We start from the raw sequence: 17,109 nt of genomic DNA, 5'->3' as shown, positions 1-17,109 counted from the left end.
TCAGGCGGGGTTTCGCGCGGTTGCGTCGCCCCGGTACACCGGGTCCGCCCAGTGCGGGGGGCTCGGCGGGCCGGTCGCCCTGTGGTGCGTCTCCGTGTCGGGCTCCTGCGCCGGGCGGACGTCGGCCGGGCCGGCGGGGGTCGCCATGGTGGCGCGCAGGGCGGCGACGAAGGCGAGACAGGTGTCGTAGCGGCTGTCGGGGCTCTTGGCCAGGGCCCTGGCGAAGACCGGGTCCAGCGCCGGGTCGAGGCCGGGGCGGGCCTCGCTCGGCGGTGGCGGATCGTCGTACTGGTGGGCCCAGAGCAGCGCCATGTCGTCGTCGCGCAGGAACGGGGGCCGGCCGGCGAGGCTCTCGTAGACGACACAGGCCAGACCGTAGACGTCGCAGCGGCCGTCGACCGGGCGGCCGGAGATCTGCTCGGGGGCCACGTAGTCGAGGGTGCCGACGAACTGGCCGACGCTGGTGAAGCCGGTGAGGGACAGCGACTTCTTGGTGAGCCCGAAGTCGGTGAGGTAGACGTGCTCGGGGTGGTCGGTGTCGATGCCCTCGGCGACCAGGATGTTGCCGGGTTTGACGTCCCGGTGCACCAGGCCGTGCTCGTGGGCGGCGTCGAGGGCGGACGCCACCTGGGCGGCGATCCGCACGGCATCCGGCAGCGGCAGCGGTCCCCGCAGGTCGAGGATGTGACGCAGATCGCTGCCGGAGACGTGCCGCATGGCGATGTAGAGCACCCCGTCGGTCTCGCCGGCCTCGAAGACCGGCACGATGTGCGGGTGGTCGATCGCCGCGGCCACCTGGGACTCATGGGTGAACCGCTTGCGGAAGGTGTCGTTGCGTGCGAGTTCGGGGGCGAGCAGCTTGAGGGCGACCGTCCGGTCCAGGCGCAGGTCGCGGGCGCGGTAGACGACGGCCATGCCGCCACGCCCGATCTCGCTCTCGATGCGGTAGCTCGCGATCTGCCGGCCGATGAGTTCCGAGGGTCGACCGGAGAACAGGCTGGTCTCGCCCGCCATCAGCGCTCACCTTCGGGTGCCACCAGCCGGGTCGGGGCGTGCCCGGCGGCGTCCTCGCCGGCGTCCTCGCCGGTGACCTCCCGGTCGGTGGCGTAGGTGGTCAGCCGCCGTCCGTCGCCGTACACCCAGCTGCCCTCCTCGGGGTCGTACAGCCACATGGCCTCCGCGTCGACGACGATCCCGAGCCTGAGGCCCCGGGTGCGGTCCTCGAAGTCCTCGCCGTCCAGGGTGCCGGCGGCCAGCTCCTCCACCGCGGACCGGTAATCCGCCAGGGCCTGTTCGACGTGGGCCAGCAGGGGCCGCGGATCGGCGGTGCCGGCCGGGCCGTCGGCGGCGGGCGGGTCCTCGGGTACGGCGACGAGCCGGCGGCCGTCGACCCAGGCGCCCCAGCCGTTGGCGCAGCGGATGTACCCCCAGTCGCCGCGCCGCTCCACGAGCTCCACCGGCAGCAGTGGGTCGAGGGGCACGGTGGGCCGGGCCGGGTCGGGGGCCTCCCAGGCGGGCATGCCGTGCCGAGGCACGACGTGCGTGGGCTGGAATCCGGGACTGGCCGCTCTGTTCATCGGGGCGCCTGCTTCCGGGTGTGTGCCATCGCGTTCGCCTACTTCCGCATCACGGCGGGCTCGTGCCGGCGCAGCAGCCGGGCGACCACGAGTCCGTAGAGGACGGAGAGCACCACCAGCATGGCCAGATCGAGCAGCCAGACGCCTGTCGAGTGCCGGAAGAGGGGGTCGGCGGACAGGTTGCCCGGGACGATCCGGGACAGCCCGACCGTGCCGGCCATGGCGCCGAGCGCCCAGCGGGAGGGCACGAGCCAGGACAGCTGCTCCAGGCCGGGCACACCGTTGAGCGGGAGCAGGGCTCCGCAGAACACGACCTGGACGATGGCGAGCAGCACCAGCAGCGGCATCGTCACCTCCTCCTTGCGCACCAGCGCGGAGACCAGCAGGCCGAGCATCATCGCGGTGAACGCGAGCAGGGCGGTGGCCAGAGCGATCTCGGCGAGGGGCGGGAGCAGGACGCCCCGGCCGCCGGGGGTGTTCAGGTCGACGCCGAGGAGGGCGACCAGGGTGAGGACGACGGCCTGGACGACGCTGATCGTGCCGAGTACCACGATCTTGGACATCAGATAGGCCGAACGGGGCAGGCCGACGGCGCGTTCGCGCTGGTAGACGACGCGTTCCTTGACGAGTTCGCGCACCGCGTTGGCGGCGCCGGTCAGCACGGCGCCGACGCACAGGATGAGCAGCGCGTTCATCGCGGTGTCCCGGGCGAGCCGGCCGCCGGCCAGGGCGCGGGCCATGGCGCCCATGACGAACGGCAGGGCGATCATGACGAGCAGGAAGGTGCGGTCGGAGGCGAGGACGGCCGCGTAGCGGCGGATCAGCGTGCCGAGTTGGGCGCCCCAGCCGCGTGGGCGGGGTGGCGGCGCCGGGGAGACGGGGGCCGGGCCCGGGTGGTGGGGCTGGGTGGTGGCCTCGGCGACGTAGTGCCGGTGGAACGGCGACTCGCGGTACTCCCTGGCCCAGTCGCGGTCCGGGTCGCGGTCGAAGGCCTCGAAGGCCTCCGGCCACTGTTCGAAGCCGAAGAATGCGAGGGCGTCGTCGGGCGGCCCGTAGTAGGCCACCTTGCCGCCGGGGGCGAGCACCAGGAGGCGGTCGCAGACGCCGAGGCTGAGGACGCTGTGGGTGACCACGATGACGGTGCGGCCGTCGTCGGCGAGGCCGCGCAGCATGTTCATCACCGACCGGTCCATGCCGGGGTCGAGGCCGGAGGTCGGCTCGTCCAGGAAGAGCAGCGAGGGCTTGGTGAGCAGCTCCAGGGCCACGCTGACCCGCTTGCGCTGCCCGCCGGAGAGGCTGTGCACGGGCTGGTCGGCGCGCTTTTCGAGGCCGAGTTCCCGGATGACCTCGTCCACCCGGGCCCGCCGCTCGGCCGCGGCGGTGTCCTCGGGGAAGCGCAGTTCGGCGGCGTAGGTCAGGGCGGCGCGCACGGTGAGCTGGGGGTGCAGGATGTCGTCCTGCGGGACCAGGCCGATGCGCTGGCGCAGTTCGGCGAAGTCGCGGTAGAGGTCGCGGCCGTCGTACAGGACGGTGCCTCGGTCGGCCGGACGCTGCCCGGTCAGGGCGTTCAGCAGCGTGGACTTGCCGGCGCCGCTCGGTCCGACCACCGCGAGCAGGGACTTCTCGCCCACCGGGAAGGACACGTGGTCGAGGAGCACCTTGCGTCCGCCGTCCACGGCGACGGTGAGGTCCTGCACGTCCAGGGAGATCTCGCCGGTGTCGACGTACTCCTGGAGTTCGTCGCCGACCAGGCAGAACGCGGAGTGGCCGATGCCGACGATGTCGCCGGGCCCCATGGGTGCGCGGGTGACGGGCCGGCCGTTGAGGTAGGTGCCGTTGTGGCTGCCCAGGTCGACGATCTCGTACGTGCCGTCGCTGTGGGCGCGCAGTTCGGCATGGCGCCGGGAGACGACCAGGTCGTTCACCACGAAGTCGTTGTCGGCTGCCCGGCCGATGCGGATCGAGCGCACGGGCAGCGGGCGGACACTGCTGGGCCGGCGGAAGGTGCCGGTCAGCTGGGGCAGGGACACCGCGGAGGGGCGGTCGGGGTCGGGCCGCGGGGCGCCGGCGAGGACCGCGCGGGGGCCGTCGGTGGGGTTGCCGAAGCGGATCACGCTGCCGGGGCGTACGCCCCATTCGCTGATCCTGCGGCCGTCGGCGTAGGTGCCGTTGGTGCTGTGCCGGTCCGTGAGGGTCCAGCGGTCCTGGTCGCAGCGCAGCACGGCGTGGTGCCACGAGACCCGGGCATCGTCGATGACGATGTCGCTCAACGGGTCGCGTCCGACGTGGTAGTCGTGGCCCGGGCTCATGACCGTGGAGCCCGTGTCGGTCTCCAGGACGAGTTCGGGCGCCGTCGGGGCGATCGGCCGCTCGGCCATGGCAAGAATTCTACCGATTCGTCCACATGTGTGCCTGGAGTCGGGGTGCGGCACCGCGACGGACACGTGTCAGGCGACGGGTACGACGAGCGCCGGCAGGGTGCGCTGCATGCGCAGCGCGTCGACGGACTCGGCGAGCAGTTCGTACTCGGTGGTGTCGTCGCTGGCGGCGATCCGCACCAGCCGTCCGCCGGCCAGCTCGTCGGCCACCAGCTCCTGCCGGACGCCGTCGGCGCACCAGGCGCGCAGCAGCGCGGGCACGTCCGCCACCGTGTCCGCGACCGGCACCAGCGCGCCCACCGGGAAGGCGGGGTCCTCCGGGCTCGGGTCCAGGCGCTCGGCGATCCAGGACGCGCGGTCGCGCAGCCACCACAGGGCCAGGGCCAGCGTGGGCGCGCGATAGGTGCCGAGCGGTACCCCGATGCGCCGGCCGTCGCACATGCCGTACGCCGTGACATGGCACAGGAATTCGTCGTGCACGTCTCACTCCCCCGTCGCCTCGCTGGTTGCGCCCGAACCGGCCTCGCTCTCCGTGCGGCTCCTGTGCGGTGAAGTGCCCCTGACGTTCGAGTATCGCCACTCCCGAAACACTGTCACCATGACTTTCCGGCCAGTCTGCTGGCATATTCACCGCCGGTTCTGGCCGGAACGCACCGGCGCGTTCGCACCCCCCGGGCATTACCAGGCAGGTAATCGACCCGCCCCTCGGTGCTCCGGCATGGTGGTCACACCGGATCGGCGAAGCCCCGGATCCGGCTTTGACCAGCACTTACCAGCAGATGCGACCTCGATGGAGGCTGATGCACCATGTCCGTGAACACCGACCGTTACGAGAGCGCCGCCGCCCGTTACTTCGAGGCCTGGAACGCCTCTGAGCCGGAGGCGCTGAAGAAGGCGGTCGCCGCCGCGTGGACCACCGACGGCGGCTACACCGACCCCCTGGCCGACGTCCGCGGCCACGAGGGCATCGCGGCCGTGATCGCGGCGGCGCACGCTCAGTTCCCCGGGTTCGTCTTCCGCCCGCTCGGTGCGGTGGACGGACACCACGACACGGCGCGCTTCGGCTGGGAGCTGGTGAACGAGGCCGACGGCTCGGCGCCGGTGGCTGGGTTCGACGTCGTCACGCTGGACGACGAGGGCCGGATCCGGCAGGTACTGGGCTTTCTGGACCGGGTGCCGGCCGGTGCCTGACACCGCCTGGCCGCGGTGAGTCCGCCGCGCACGGCGGTCCGCCCGCTAAGCGGCGGCCGGACCCATGTGGTCCGGCCGCGCTCGGCACCCGCAGTGCTCGAAAGGTCGCCGAGGGCGCTCTCGGGGCCGGGGCCAGGCGCTCGTCCGCCGGCGCCGGCAGCCGGCCGGGCGGCAGCCCGTCGGCCTCGCTGAGGCAGTACCGCAGCAGATCCCCGCTCCCCCGGCTGAGGTCGATGGGCCCCGAAACGGGGGGAGCTCAGCCCTCCACGATCGCGTCGATCCTTTCCAGTTCCTCGGCGTCGAAGTCCAGGTTGCGGATGGTGCCGACGCTGTCCTCGAGCTGCTGCGGGCTGCTCGCGCCGACCAGCGCGGAGGTGACCCGGCCGCCGCGCAGCACCCAGGCCAGGGCCAGCTGGGCCAGGCTCTGGCCGCGGGACTTGGCGACCTCGTCGAGGGAGCGCAGGCGGGCCACGAGGTCCTCGGTGACCGCGTCCGAGTTCAGGAAGGGACTGTCGCTCGCGGCCCGCGAGTCCTCCGGGATGCCGTCGAGGTAGCGGCCGGTGAGCAGGCCCTGCTCCAGCGGGGAGTAGGCGATGGAGCCGATCCGCAGCTCGTCAAGGGTGGTGAGGAGGTCCTGTTGCTCGGGCCGGCGGTCGAGCATCGAGTAGCGCGGCTGATGGATGAGCAGGGGGGTGCCGAGGTCGGCGAGGATGCGGGCGGCCTCGCGGGTCTGCTCCGGCGAGTAGTTGGAGACGCCGACGTACAGCGCCTTGCCCTGCTGCACCGCCGAGTGCAGGGCACCCATCGTCTCCTCCAGCGGCGTGTCCGGGTCGGGGCGGTGCGAGTAGAAGATGTCGACGTGGTCCAGGCCCATGCGCTTCAGGCTCTGGTCGAGCGAGGACAGCAGGTATTTGCGCGAACCCCATTCGCCGTACGGGCCGGGCCACATCAGATAGCCGGCCTTGGTGGAGATGATCAGCTCGTCGCGGTACGGCCCGAAGTCGGCCTTCAGGGCCTCGCCGAGCGCGGACTCGGCGGCGCCGGGCGGCGGGCCGTAGTTGTTGGCGAGGTCGAAGTGGGTGACGCCCAGGTCGAAGGCGCGGCGCAGGATGGCCCGCTGGGTCTCGGCGGGCCGGTCCGGGCCGAAGTTGTGCCACAGGCCGAGGGACAGCGCGGGGAGCTTCAGCCCGCTGCGTCCGGTGCGCCGGTAGGGCATGTCGGCGTAACGGTCGGGGTGTGCGGTGTACAACGCGACTCCAGAGGGGTTGGCACACGATCTACCGGCTCTACTCTTCCCCGGGGCGCGGGCAGCGGTCCAACAGAAGAATCCGATGGAATTCAGCGGCTAGGCTTCTCAATCATGGAACTGCGCCATCTCCAGCACTTCGTCGCCGTCGCCGAGGACCAGCATTTCACCCGGGCCGCCGAACGCCTGATGGTGTCCCAGTCGGGGTTGTCGGCGTCCATCCGGGCGCTGGAGCGGGAGCTGCGGGCGCCGCTGTTCGTGCGTACCACCAGGCGGGTGACGCTCACCGAGGCGGGGCGGGCGCTGCTGGTGGAGGCCGAACGGATCCTGGCGCAGGTCCGTGCGGCGCACGAGGCGGTCGCGGCGGTGCAGGGCGTGCTGCGCGGCACGCTGGCGCTGGGCACCGAGCAGTGCATCGCCGGGGTGCAGGTGGCACGGCTGCTGGCCGCGTTCCGGGGCCGGCATCCGGACGTGGAGATCCGGCTGCGGCAGGCCGGTTCGGGCGCGCTGGCCGAGGAAGTGGCGGCCGGCCGGCTCGACCTGGCCTTCGCCTACCGCACCCAGGCGGACAGCGACCAGCTGCGTTCGGTGTCGCTGACGAGCGAGCCGATGACCGTGCTGTGTCATCCCGGCCACCGGCTGGCCTCGGCCGGCGCGGTGCTGACCCCCGAGGACCTGACCGGTGAGGTCTTCGTGGACTTCCACCCGGACTGGGGCCCGCGCCGCAGCACCGACGCCGCGTTCGCCGCGGCCGGCGTCCGGCGCACGGTCGCGCTGGAGGTCAACGACGTGCACAGCCTGCTGGACCTGGTGGACGAGAACCTGGGGATCGCGGTCGTACCCCGGCACTTCCGGCACAAGCGGCCCTCGCTCACCGCGCTGCCGCTGAAGGGCACGGGCGAGACGGAGTACGAGACCGTGGCGCTGCTGCCGCCGGACCGTGCCACCAGTCCCGCCGCCCGGGCGCTCGTCACGCTGCTGGAGACCGGCGGCGGAACAGGGGGCCTGGCACCACCCCAGGAGGGGTCCCAGCCCTCCTGATCACGGCCGCCCGCCACCGCAGACTCGGGACCGTCGGCCAAGACGACGACGGTCAGGAGGACATGTCATGGCGGAACACACCCGGCGGACCGTGCTGCGCGCGACGGCCGGACTCGCGGCGGCGGGCGCACTCACCGGTCTCGGCGCGGGCCGGGCGGTGGCATATCCCGCAGGAGGGATGACAGGTCGTCACTGTCCTTTTCCGGAAGGGGCGTTTGCCCCATATGCGCGATCGCGTACGTCCACAACCCGGACCGTGGTGCCGCCGACCTGGTGATCCTCGCCGCTCAGGAGTTCACCGGCGAGCCCGTGGCGCGCGTGCACCTGCCCGGCCGGGTGCCGCTCGGCTTCCACGGAAGCTGGATTCCGGACGCGTGAACGCCCGCTGTTTGGGATGGTGGACGGTATGCATGCAAAGGACATCCTCATCGACGGCTACGGCCGCATCCAGGAAGAAGTCCATGCCGTCCTCGACGGCCTCGGACCGGACGCGCTGCACCACCGCCCGGCGCCCGACGCCAACTCCGTCGCCTGGCTCGTCTGGCATCTGACCCGGGTGCAGGACGACCACATCGCCGACGCCTTCGACCTCGACCAGGTGTGGCTCTCCCAGGACTGGGAGAAGCGCTTCGGCCTCGACCTGCCCCGCCACGACACCGGGTACGGGCACAGCCCGGCCAAGGTCGCGAAGGTGCGGGTCGAGTCCGCCGACCTGCTCACCGGGTACTACGACGCGGTGCACGAGCAGACCCTCGGCGCGCTGCGCGGCCTCGCCGCCAAGGATCTGGAACGGATCGTGGACGAGCGCTGGGATCCCCCGGTCAGCCTGGGTGTCCGCCTGATGAGCGTCCTGTCCGACGACCTTCAGCACATCGGACAGGCCGCCTACCTCAGGGGGCTCGTTCAGAGCGCGGCCGCGTAACCCGGCAGGACCACGTCCTCGATGAGGGCCGTGCGCTCGTCGAACGGGATGAAGGCGCTCTTGAGGGCGTTCACCGTGACCGTGCGCAGGTCCTCGACGGTCCAGCCGGCCTCCTCGACCAGCAGGGACATCTCCCGGGTCATCGTCGTGCCCGACACCAGTCGGTTGTCGGTGTTGAGGGTGACCCGGAAGCCGAGGTCCTTCAGGGCCGTGATCGGGTGCTCGGCGATCGAGGTGGCGCAGCCGGTCTGCAGGTTGGAGGTGGGGCACATCTCCAGCGCGATCCGACGGTCGCGCACCCAGGAGGCGAGCCGGCCGAGCTTGCCGGCCGCGAGGTCGGGGATGTCCTCGGTGAGGCGCACGCCGTGGCCGATGCGCTGGGCGCCGCAGACCTGCAGGGCCTGGTGGATGCTGGGCAGGCCGTGCGCCTCGCCGGCGTGGATGGTGAAGGGCACGCTCTCGCGGCGCAGGTGCTCGAATGCCGCGAGGTGGTCGGCGGGCGGGAAGCCGTCCTCGGCGCCGGCGATGTCGAAGCCGACGACACCGGCGTCGCGGTAGGCCACGGCCAGGTCGGCGGCCTCGCGGACCCGGTCGAACATCCGCATGCCGCACAGCAGGGTGCCGACGCGTACGGGGGTGCCGGCGGCGGCCGCCTTGGCCATACCGGCGGCGAGGCCCTCCTGCACGGTCTCCACGACCTCGCGCATCGACAGCCCGCCCTGGGTGTTCAGCTCGGGGGCGTAGCGCACCTCGGCGTAGACGACACCGTCGGCGGCGAGGTCCAGCACGTACTCCTCGGCGGTGCGCAGCAGGCCCTCGCGGGTCTGCATGACGGCGAGGGTGTGCTCGAAGGTGGCTATGTAGCGGACCAGGTCGCCGGAATTGGCGGCCTCGAAGTACCAGGCGGCCAGCTCGTCGGGGTCGGTGGTGGGCAGGGTGTGACCGATCTCCGCCGCGAGTTCGACGACGGTGGCGGGGCGCAGGCCGCCGTCGAGGTGGTCGTGCAGCACGGCCTTGGGGAGCCGGCGGAGGGTCTCGGTGTCGATGCGGGGCGCGGTCATGGCGTTTTCGTTCCTCGGCAGGTGGTGCGGTGCTGATCAGTGGGTGGCGGGCTGGAGCAGGTCCCAGCGGTTGCCGTACAGGTCCTGGAAGACGGCGACGGTGCCGTAGGGCTCGTGCCGCGGCTCCTCCAGGAAGGTCACGCCGGCCGCGGTCATCCGGGCGTGGTCGCGGGCGAAGTCGTCGGTGTGCAGGAAGAACCCGACGCGTCCGCCGGTCTGGTCGCCGACGCGCGCCCGCTGGGCCTCGCCCTTGGCGCGGGCCAGCAGCAGCCCGGTGCCGGCGCCGCCCGGCTCCACGACGACCCAGCGGGAGCCGTCGGGGCGCGGGGCGTCCTCGGCGAGCCGGAAGCCGAGGGCCTCGGTGTAGAAGCGAATGGCCTCGTCGTAGTCGTCGACGACGAGGGTGACCAGGGCGACGCGTCGCATCGGAACCTTCCGGTGGAGGTGGTTAGCGGGTGAGGTTATACGTAAAACCTTGCTGGCGCCAGTCCTCGTCTACGCGCGTTGCGCCAGGGTTGCCGAAAGGTTGCCGCGGCCGTTCTCGAGTGTGGCGCGTCAGGGCCGTTCGTCGCCCTGGGCGATCTCCACCCGATGGTGGAAGTCGGCCATGCCGGCGACCGAGGCGGCACAGGAGACGGCCGTGCAGGCGATGAGCAGGGCGGCGATCGCATGGCCGGCCCGGGGCACCAGAGGTGCGGCCAGCAGGGCCTGGACGCGCTGCGGGACGGGGCCGGTGGTAGCGGCGGGCGCGAAGTCAGGACGCTCCGAGTGGGCTGAGCCGGCCGCCTGTCCGGCGAGGGCCGCGCGGGCGATGGCCCGGGCGGTCAGGCGCCGGTCGCCGACACTCGCGGCGGCGGCCTCGTCGGCGGCGCGCTCGGCGGCGAGGCGGATGGTCCCGCGGACCGGGCGGAGCGCCGGATGACAGTGCGCGGCCAGTTCCGCGGCGGCCAGGAAGTAGTGGTGGTGGCCGTCGTTGTGCGCCCGTTCGTGTGCGAACAGCGCCTCCCGCTCGGGGCCGTCCAGGCTGCGCAGCATCGCGGTGGTGACGACGATGCGGTGCGGGCGGCCGGGCAGCGCGTAGGCGTCGGGGCGCGGCGAGTCCACCACGCACAGATCGCCCGCCGAGGGGCCGTGCCCGGCCTCCGTGCGGGCCGCACGGAAGGCGCGGGTCTGGTGCAGCACCGAGCGCACGAGGGTCCAGCCGCAGACGGCGAGCGCGCCGACGGAGGTCGCGGCGGCCGGCAGCACGACGAGGTCGGAGGCGGTGCGCAGCGGGTGTATCAGCTCGCCGAGCGCGGCGAAGAGCGGGACCTTGAGCAGCCCGATGAGCACGAACGAGCCGAGCGCGGCCAGCGAACAGCCGGCGAGCACCACCGCACAGCCGGTGACGGCCCACAGCGCGGCGGCCGGGGCCAGCCGGTCCAGGGCCCGGCGGGCCAGGGCCGGCAGGGCGAACGGCAGCAGCAGGGGCAGCAGCAGGAGCGCGGTCATCGTTCGTCGGGTTCTAGCAGGTCCCGCAGGATCCGTTCGTCGTCGGGGCTGAGCTGGGCGACGAAGCGGGCGAGGACGGTCTGGCGGTCGCTGTCCCGGTCGAGTTCGCTGTGCATCCGGCGGGCGGTGAGACCGTGGGCGTCCTGGACGTCCCGGACCGGGAGGTAGGCGTAGCCGCGACCCTGGCGGTGCCGCTCGACGACGCCCTTCTCGTACAGGCGGGTGAGGATCGTGGTCACCGTCGTACGGGCCAGGTCCGCGCCGAGGCTCCGCTGGACCTGGCCGGGCGTCTGCGGTCCGCCCGCGGCCCAGAGTGCGGCCATGACGCTCGCCTCCAGCTCGCCGGCCGGCCGGCGCTCGTCCTTCGCCTCGGTCATGGAACGTCCCTCACCCCGTCTTCGTGTGCGGCCCGGGCGACCGTCTACACGATGGTAGTCAATCGAGTCTTCGTACGGCTGTGCCCCCGCACCCATTATGGGAGGGCCGATCGTACGGGGGCCGCCGTCCGGGCGACAGGGGACCCGGGGCCCGGCGGGCCGCCTTCCAGGAGAAGGCCCCGGGTTGCGGCCGGGAGCGTCAGCTCGCCGGGGTGTGCAGGGCGTCGAGCCGGGCCAGTTCGTCCGCTGTGAGGGGCAGCGCGCCCGCCGCGACGTTCTCGGCGACGTGGTCCGGGTTGCCGGTGCCGGGTATGGCGAGGACATGGGGACCCTGGTGCAGGGTCCAGGCGATGCGGAGCTGCGCGGGGCTCACTCCGTGGGCGCGGGCGATGTCGCGCACGGTGTCGTCATGGGTGTCGGCCGCCGCCCGCGGTCCGGCCTGGCCCGCGACGGCGAAGAAGGGGACGAACGCGATGCCGTGTTCGCCGCACAGGCGCAGCATCTCGTCGTCGAGGGGATCGGGCCGGTCCAGGGCGTACCGGTTCTGCACGCACACCACCGGGGCGATCTCCAGTGCCTCGGCGAGGTGGCGCGGCCCGACACCCGAGATGCCCAGGTGGCGTATCAGGCCGGCCTCGCGCAGTTCGGCGAGCGCGCCGAAGTGCTCGGCGATCGAATCCTGCTCCTGCCGGCGGAAGTTGACGACGTCGAGGTGGTCGCGCCCGAGCTGGCGCAGGTTCTCCTCCACATGGCCGCGCAGCTGGTCGGGGCGCGCCGGGTCGCCCCACTCGCCGTGGTAGTCGCGGAAGGGGCCGACCTTGGTGGTGATGACCAGGTCCTCGGGGTACGGGGCGAGGGCGGTGTTGATCAGTTCGTTGGCCGAGCGGGTGGCGGAGAAGTAGAAGGCTGCCGTGTCGATGTGGTTCACGCCCAGTTCGACGGCCCGGCGCAGCACGGCGATCGAGCGGGCGCGGTCGCTGGGCGTGCCGAGGTGGAACGCGGCGCTGCCCGTCAGCCGCATGGCTCCGAAGCCGATGCGGTGGACGGGCAGGTCGCCGAGTTGGAAGGTGCCGGAGGCGTCCGCAGTGATCGTTTGAACGGTCATTCGGCGGAGTTTCGCACATCCGGCCTGCCGTGCAAGGGAATTCAGCCCAGCGGCTTGTGCAGGACCGCCTTGCGGTGGCTGAACGTCTCGATGGAGTAGCGTCCGTGGTAGCTGCCCGTGCCGCTCTCCCCCACCCCGCCGAACGGCAGGTCGGAAACGGTGAGATGGGCGAGGGGAAGGCCGTGGCCGAGGCCGCCGGAGGAGGTCTCGGCGGCGATGCGCGCGCGGGTCCGCTCGGACTCACTGAAGACGTAGAGGGCGAGCGGCTTGTCCCGGTCGTTGATGAAGGCGATCGCCTCGTCCAGGCCGGACACGGTGACGAGGGGCAGGATCGGGCCGAAGATCTCCTCCTGCATGACGGGCGACGCGGGGTCGACGTCCGCGAGGACGGTCGGCGCGATGTACTTCGCCATGCGGTCGCTCTCGCCGCCGACCGCGATCCGCCCGGAGCCGAGCAGGCCGGAGAGCCGGTCGAAGTGCCGTTCGTTGACGATCCGGCCGTACTCCGGCGACTCGGCCGGGTCGGCGCCGAACAGCGCCTCCACCGCGCGCGCCAGCGCGGCCTCAAGAGCGGCGGCCGTCTCCGGGTCGGTCAGGACGTAGTCCGGCGCGACACAGGTCTGGCCGGCGTTGAGGAACTTGCCGCGGGCCAGCCGGTCCGCGACCACGTCCAGGTCGGTGCCGCGGTCCACGAACACCGGGGACTTGCCGCCCAGTTCGAGGGTGACCGGGGTGAGGTGCTCGGCGGCGGCGCGCAGCACGATCCGGCCGACGGCGCCGTTGCCGGTGTAGAAGATGTGGTCGAAGCGCTCGGCCAGCAGCGCCGTGGTCTCCGGGACCCCGCCCTCGACCACGGCGACCGCGTCGGTGCCCAGGTAGGCCGGGATCAGCTCGGCGAGGGCGGCCGAGGTGGCCGGGGCCAGCTCGCTCGGCTTGGCGACGACCGCGTTGCCGGAGGCCAGGGCGCCCACCATGGGGGCGAGCAGCAGCTGCGCCGGGTAGTTCCAGGGGGCGATGACGAGGACGACGCCGAGGGGGTCGTACTGCGTCCAGGCCGTCGCGTCGGCGCCGAGGTGGGCCGGGACGGGCGCCGGCTCCGGGCGCAGCCAGTCCGCCAGGTGCTCCAAGGTGTGGTCGATCTCGCGGATGGTGAAGTCGATCTCGGTGCGGTAGGCCTCGGTGCTGCTCTTGCCGAGGTCGGCGCGGAGGGCGGCGGCGAGGTCGGCGCCGCGCTCGGTGAGCATCGCGCGCAGTCGGCGCAGCCGGCCGGTGCGCCACTCGACGGGCTTGGTGCGGCCGGTGGCGAAGGTGGCGCGCAGCCGGGCCACGATGTCGGCGGGCTGCTCGATGGCGGGACGGTTCACAGGTGTGCCTCGCTGGTGGTGCACGGGCGGTGCGGCCCGGGCCTGGTCGTTGGGTGTATTTGCCAACCTTTCAGGTCCTCAAGTTCATTCCGACCGGCCATGGTGACGCGGGTCACGTCGCGTCGGGGTGCGTCTCCCGGCGGCGCCGCTCCAGGTAGCCCCGCTCGGCCTCGCTGCCGGCCAGTTCGGCGGCCAGGCCGTACTCCGCGGCGGCCTCGGCGGTGCGGCCCAAGCGGCGCAGCAGGTCGGCACGGACGGCGTGCAGCACGTGATACCGGCCGAGGTCGAGGGAGTCGACGAGGCCGAGCGCCCTGGCCGGCCCCTCGGCCTCGGCCACGGCGACCGCACGGTTCAGGGCGACGACCGGGGACGGCGCCACGGCCATGAGCTGGTCGTACAGGCGCAGGATCTGGTCCCAGGCGGTGGCCTCGGCGGTGGGCGCGTCGCTGTGCACGGCGTTGATCGCGGCCTGGATCTGGTACGGCCCGGGCCTGCCGCGGCGCAGGCAGTGCCGGACCAGGTCCTGGCCCTCGGCGATCAGCTCGCGGTCCCACAGTGTGCGGTCCTGCTCGGGCAACGGGACGAGGACGCCGTCCGCGCCCTGCCGGGCCGGCCGCCGGGACTCGGTCAGCAGCATCAGCGCGAGCAGGCCGGTCGCCTCGGGCTCTTCCGGCATCAGCGAGGCGAGCAGCCGGCCGAGCCGGAGCGCCTCCGCGCCCAGGGCCGGGTCGCCGGTGTAGCCCTCGTTGAAGATCAGGTAGACGACGGCGAGGACGCCGCCGAGCCGTTCGGGCAGATCGGCGTCGCTGGGCACGCGGTACGGGATGCCCGCGTCCCGGATCTTGGTCTTGGCCCTTACCAGCCGCTGGGCCAGGGTCGGCTCCGGCACCAGGAAGGCGCGGGCGATCTGGCCGGTGCTCAGGCCGCCGAGCAGGCGCAGGGTGAGGGCGACCCGGGCCTGGAGGGCGAGCGCGGGGTGGCAGCAGGTGAAGATCAGGCGGAGCCGGTCGTCCCGCACGGGGCCCTCCTCGGCCGGCGCGTCGGGCGCGTACAACCGGGCGGACTCGGCGTGCCGGGCGTCCCGGGAGGACTCGCGGCGGAGCCGGTCGATGGCCCGGTTGCGCGCGGTGGTGATGATCCAGCCGGCCGGGCTCGGCGGCACACCGGACTCCGGCCAGGTCCGTACGGCGGTGGTGAAGGCGTCCTGCACCGCTTCCTCGGCGAGGTCGATGTCGCCGAGGAAGCGGACGAGGACGGAGACCGCGCGCCCGTACTCGGCGCGGAAGACGGCCTCGACATCGACGGTGTCCGCCATGGGCGCTCGTGCCCTTCTGCGATCGTCCGAAGCGTACGGGCTCGATCATGCCGAACAGCGCAGACAGGCGCGGACTTCTCGGCCACCGCGCGTCTGGTGGACCTCGGTCGACTGGGCGAGGGAGTCGACGATGCCGGTGCCGCGGCCGTGCTCGTCCGGCGCCATGTCGTGGCGGACGCGCTCGACCGCCGTTCCGGAGTCACTGACCACGATGTGCAGGGTGCCGCCGTCGAGGGCGAGCAGCAGCGTCATGCGTTCACGGCCGTACTGGGCGGCATTGGCGGCGAGTTCGTCGACGATGAGGACGGCGGAGTCCCGGTCGCTCTCGGGCACGCACCAGCACTCCAGCAGCTCCGCCGCGAGATGACGGGCAGCGGGGACATGCGCCTCCTGCGCGGGCAACGTGAGCGTCGCCTGGTGGCGGCAGGACCGTGCGGGGGGTGAGCCGGCACGGGCGGAATCGGTCACAAACATGGTCTTCCGGCTCTTCTGCGTAGGAACCCGAATGTGAGCACTCATTCAGTTCTACGGACGACGAGCGCATATGGTTCGAGCCGTTCGCCCTTTTTGTCCAACTTCTGTGACTCATCCCCGGATCGGCTCACGCCCGGATCGTGACCAGCTTCTGACCGTTGCCCGCGACGATCTCGAAGTGCTCGATGGCCGCCGGGGACAGGGGGACCGCCCCGGGTACGGTGGTGCCGGGCGGGTACGTCCCCGCACGCCAGGTGGCGGCCTCCGACCTGGTTCCCCCGGGCCCGACCGCCTGCAACCGGCAGGTGATGCCCGCGGGTGCCCCATGGGCGGAGATCTGCAGCACACTGCCCCACGCCGAGGGGGAGACCCGCACCGACGCGGTGACGCCGGTGCCGGGATCGCTTCCAAAGAAGACGCGCGACGGTGCCGGCGTGACCGGTGCGGGTCCTGTCGCCTGACCGGTCACGGTTCCGCCGATCGCCAGCCAGGTGCCGCCGACCGCGGCCCCGGCGACCAGCGTCAGCGACGCGACCGCACCGGCCAGTTGCCGCCGCCGGGTCCTGCGGCGCCCGGCGGCGGCCTGCTGGAGCATCCGGTCGAGCAGTCCCGCCTCGGGGGCCCGAGGCGCCGTTGCGCCGGGCGGCGGCTGGGGTGAGCCCCCGGCGCCCTCCGCCGCCCGCCGCACCAGCCGATCGGCAGGGTCCTCGTCGCCGACGGGCACGGGCCGGCCCTCGGCCTCCGCCGCGGTGACCGTCGCGAGCAGCGCCGGAAGTCCGGCCAGCTCGGCGTGTTCCGCCCGGCACTCGTCGCATTCAGCGAGGTGCGCACGCACCCGTTCCGCCTCCGCCGGGGCCAGCGCGCCCAGGACGTATGCTCCGAGCGCCAGCCGGAGGGCCTCGTGGTCCGCGTTCATGGCCGGCACCTCCTCCATGCCGTGGTCATGGCTCGATGCCCCGTTCCCGCAGCGCCAGCTTCAGGGCGTGCAGGGCGTAGTACGTGCGAGACTTGACGGTGCCCGGCGGGATGCCCAGCACCCGCGCCGCCTCCGCCACGGTCCGGCCCCGGTAGTACGTCTCCAGCAGTACGGCGCGGTGGTCCGCGGACAGCGTCCGGAGGGCGTCGGCCACGGCCCAGCTCTGCAACGCCTGCTCGATCCGGTCCTCGCCCGCCGTCTGCGCGGCCCGCTCCAGGGCCTCGCCGCCCACCTCCACCGGCCTCGCCTGCCGGGCCCGGTGCGTGTCGATGACCAGGTGCCGGGCGACCGTGCACAGCCAGGCGCGGGCCGGGCCGCGTGCCGGGTCGAACGCGGCGGGGTGCTGCCATGCCCGCAGCAGGGTCTCCTGCACGACATCCTCGGCCCACTGCCGGTCTCCTGACGTCAGTCGCAGCACGTAGTGGAACAGAGGGCCTGCGTGCTCGGCATACAGAGCCCGGAGCAGTTCCTCGTCCGTGGTCGAAATGGTCCCGTTACCCGAGACACGGCGCCCGGAGTGATTCGGATCGGCCGCTTCACCACGTTTTCGGGCACGCCATGACATAGGCAGATCATCACGCATATCCGCGT

The 17,109-nt window shown here is 72.8% G+C and carries 18 protein-coding genes and 1 pseudogene; 4 read left to right on the top strand and 15 right to left on the bottom strand.

The features are described 5' to 3' along the window. The 4 genes from ACFYOH_RS35075 to ACFYOH_RS35060 all read right to left on the bottom strand — a co-directional run bounded on the left by ACFYOH_RS35075 (window position 1) and on the right by ACFYOH_RS35060 (window position 4,435). Window positions 1-1,014 carry a serine/threonine-protein kinase gene (locus tag ACFYOH_RS35075; protein WP_388634297.1) on the bottom strand — a complete coding sequence of 338 codons (1,014 nt, stop codon included), beginning with the start codon at window positions 1,012-1,014 and terminating at the stop codon, window positions 1-3. After that, window positions 1,014-1,577: a hypothetical protein gene (locus ACFYOH_RS35070; protein ID WP_388634295.1), complete on the bottom strand. Its 564-nt coding sequence runs from the start codon at window positions 1,575-1,577 to the stop codon at window positions 1,014-1,016. The genes ACFYOH_RS35075 and ACFYOH_RS35070 overlap by 1 nt, the downstream gene beginning before the upstream one ends. A gap of 38 nt (window positions 1,578-1,615) precedes the next feature. After that, window positions 1,616-3,955, bottom strand: coding sequence for an FHA domain-containing protein (locus ACFYOH_RS35065; protein ID WP_388634292.1), 2,340 nt, complete (start codon window positions 3,953-3,955; stop codon window positions 1,616-1,618). Between the two features lie 69 nt (window positions 3,956-4,024). After that, window positions 4,025-4,435 carry a hypothetical protein gene (locus tag ACFYOH_RS35060; RefSeq protein WP_388634290.1) on the bottom strand — a complete coding sequence of 137 codons (411 nt, stop codon included), beginning with the start codon at window positions 4,433-4,435 and terminating at the stop codon, window positions 4,025-4,027. Between the two features lie 327 nt (window positions 4,436-4,762). On the opposite strand from ACFYOH_RS35060, the gene ACFYOH_RS35055 reads away from it, so the two are divergent. Next, entirely contained in the window at window positions 4,763-5,146 is a 384-nt protein-coding gene (locus ACFYOH_RS35055) for a nuclear transport factor 2 family protein (RefSeq protein ID WP_388634288.1), read from the top strand. Between the two features lie 256 nt (window positions 5,147-5,402). Here the strand turns inward: ACFYOH_RS35055 and mgrA are convergent, their stop codons facing one another. After that, complete coding sequence (gene mgrA / locus ACFYOH_RS35050; protein ID WP_388634286.1) at window positions 5,403-6,395, bottom strand: L-glyceraldehyde 3-phosphate reductase; 993 nt, start codon at window positions 6,393-6,395, stop codon at window positions 5,403-5,405. A gap of 111 nt (window positions 6,396-6,506) precedes the next feature. On the opposite strand from mgrA, the gene ACFYOH_RS35045 reads away from it, so the two are divergent. The 3 genes and pseudogenes from ACFYOH_RS35045 to ACFYOH_RS35035 all read left to right on the top strand — a co-directional run bounded on the left by ACFYOH_RS35045 (window position 6,507) and on the right by ACFYOH_RS35035 (window position 8,355). Beyond that, window positions 6,507-7,433, top strand: coding sequence for a LysR substrate-binding domain-containing protein (locus ACFYOH_RS35045; RefSeq protein ID WP_388634283.1), 927 nt, complete (start codon window positions 6,507-6,509; stop codon window positions 7,431-7,433). Window positions 7,434-7,664: 231 nt separating this feature from the next. Next, window positions 7,665-7,811: pseudogene (locus tag ACFYOH_RS35040) on the top strand (carotenoid oxygenase family protein); the annotation flags it as partial. 28 nt (window positions 7,812-7,839) lie between these two features. Next, window positions 7,840-8,355 carry a DUF664 domain-containing protein gene (locus tag ACFYOH_RS35035; RefSeq protein WP_388634280.1) on the top strand — a complete coding sequence of 172 codons (516 nt, stop codon included), beginning with the start codon at window positions 7,840-7,842 and terminating at the stop codon, window positions 8,353-8,355. On the opposite strand, the gene ACFYOH_RS35030 is transcribed toward ACFYOH_RS35035, so the two are convergent. The 10 genes from ACFYOH_RS35030 to ACFYOH_RS34985 form a co-directional block, all read right to left on the bottom strand. After that, window positions 8,337-9,416, bottom strand: a complete 1,080-nt coding sequence (locus ACFYOH_RS35030; protein ID WP_388634277.1) for an adenosine deaminase — start codon at window positions 9,414-9,416, stop codon at window positions 8,337-8,339. The genes ACFYOH_RS35035 and ACFYOH_RS35030 overlap by 19 nt on opposite strands. Window positions 9,417-9,452: 36 nt before the next feature. Beyond that, on the bottom strand, window positions 9,453-9,842 hold the full coding sequence (locus tag ACFYOH_RS35025; RefSeq protein WP_388634276.1) for a VOC family protein: 390 nt from the start codon (window positions 9,840-9,842) through the stop codon (window positions 9,453-9,455). Between the two features lie 129 nt (window positions 9,843-9,971). Next, a complete protein-coding gene (locus tag ACFYOH_RS35020) occupies window positions 9,972-10,907 on the bottom strand; it encodes a M48 family metalloprotease (RefSeq protein WP_388634273.1) in 936 nt (311 codons plus the stop codon). After that, complete coding sequence (locus tag ACFYOH_RS35015) at window positions 10,904-11,284, bottom strand: BlaI/MecI/CopY family transcriptional regulator (protein WP_388634271.1); 381 nt, start codon at window positions 11,282-11,284, stop codon at window positions 10,904-10,906. Before ACFYOH_RS35015 ends, ACFYOH_RS35020 begins: the two co-directional genes overlap by 4 nt. 199 nt (window positions 11,285-11,483) lie before the next feature. Next, window positions 11,484-12,389 carry an aldo/keto reductase gene (locus tag ACFYOH_RS35010; protein WP_388634268.1) on the bottom strand — a complete coding sequence of 302 codons (906 nt, stop codon included), beginning with the start codon at window positions 12,387-12,389 and terminating at the stop codon, window positions 11,484-11,486. A gap of 41 nt (window positions 12,390-12,430) precedes the next feature. Next, window positions 12,431-13,753, bottom strand: a complete 1,323-nt coding sequence (locus ACFYOH_RS35005) for an aldehyde dehydrogenase family protein (RefSeq protein WP_388634266.1) — start codon at window positions 13,751-13,753, stop codon at window positions 12,431-12,433. A 112-nt stretch (window positions 13,754-13,865) separates the two neighbouring features. After that, entirely contained in the window at window positions 13,866-15,068 is a 1,203-nt protein-coding gene (locus ACFYOH_RS35000; protein WP_388634263.1) for an RNA polymerase sigma factor, read from the bottom strand. Window positions 15,069-15,113: 45 nt separating this feature from the next. Beyond that, window positions 15,114-15,470 carry an ATP-binding protein gene (locus ACFYOH_RS34995; protein ID WP_388634260.1) on the bottom strand — a complete coding sequence of 119 codons (357 nt, stop codon included), beginning with the start codon at window positions 15,468-15,470 and terminating at the stop codon, window positions 15,114-15,116. Window positions 15,471-15,669: 199 nt separating this feature from the next. Continuing rightward, window positions 15,670-16,458, bottom strand: coding sequence for an anti-sigma factor (locus ACFYOH_RS34990; protein ID WP_388634257.1), 789 nt, complete (start codon window positions 16,456-16,458; stop codon window positions 15,670-15,672). A 25-nt stretch (window positions 16,459-16,483) separates the two neighbouring features. Then, a complete protein-coding gene (locus tag ACFYOH_RS34985; RefSeq protein WP_388634254.1) occupies window positions 16,484-17,101 on the bottom strand; it encodes a sigma-70 family RNA polymerase sigma factor in 618 nt (205 codons plus the stop codon). Window positions 17,102-17,109 lie beyond the last annotated feature (8 nt).

This window comes from Streptomyces sp. NPDC007856 (assembly GCF_042868225.1).
Lineage (GTDB): Bacteria > Actinomycetota > Actinomycetes > Streptomycetales > Streptomycetaceae > Streptomyces.
The sequence above is the reverse complement of the archived record's forward strand: the minus strand, read 5'-3'. Positions and strand labels throughout refer to the sequence as shown.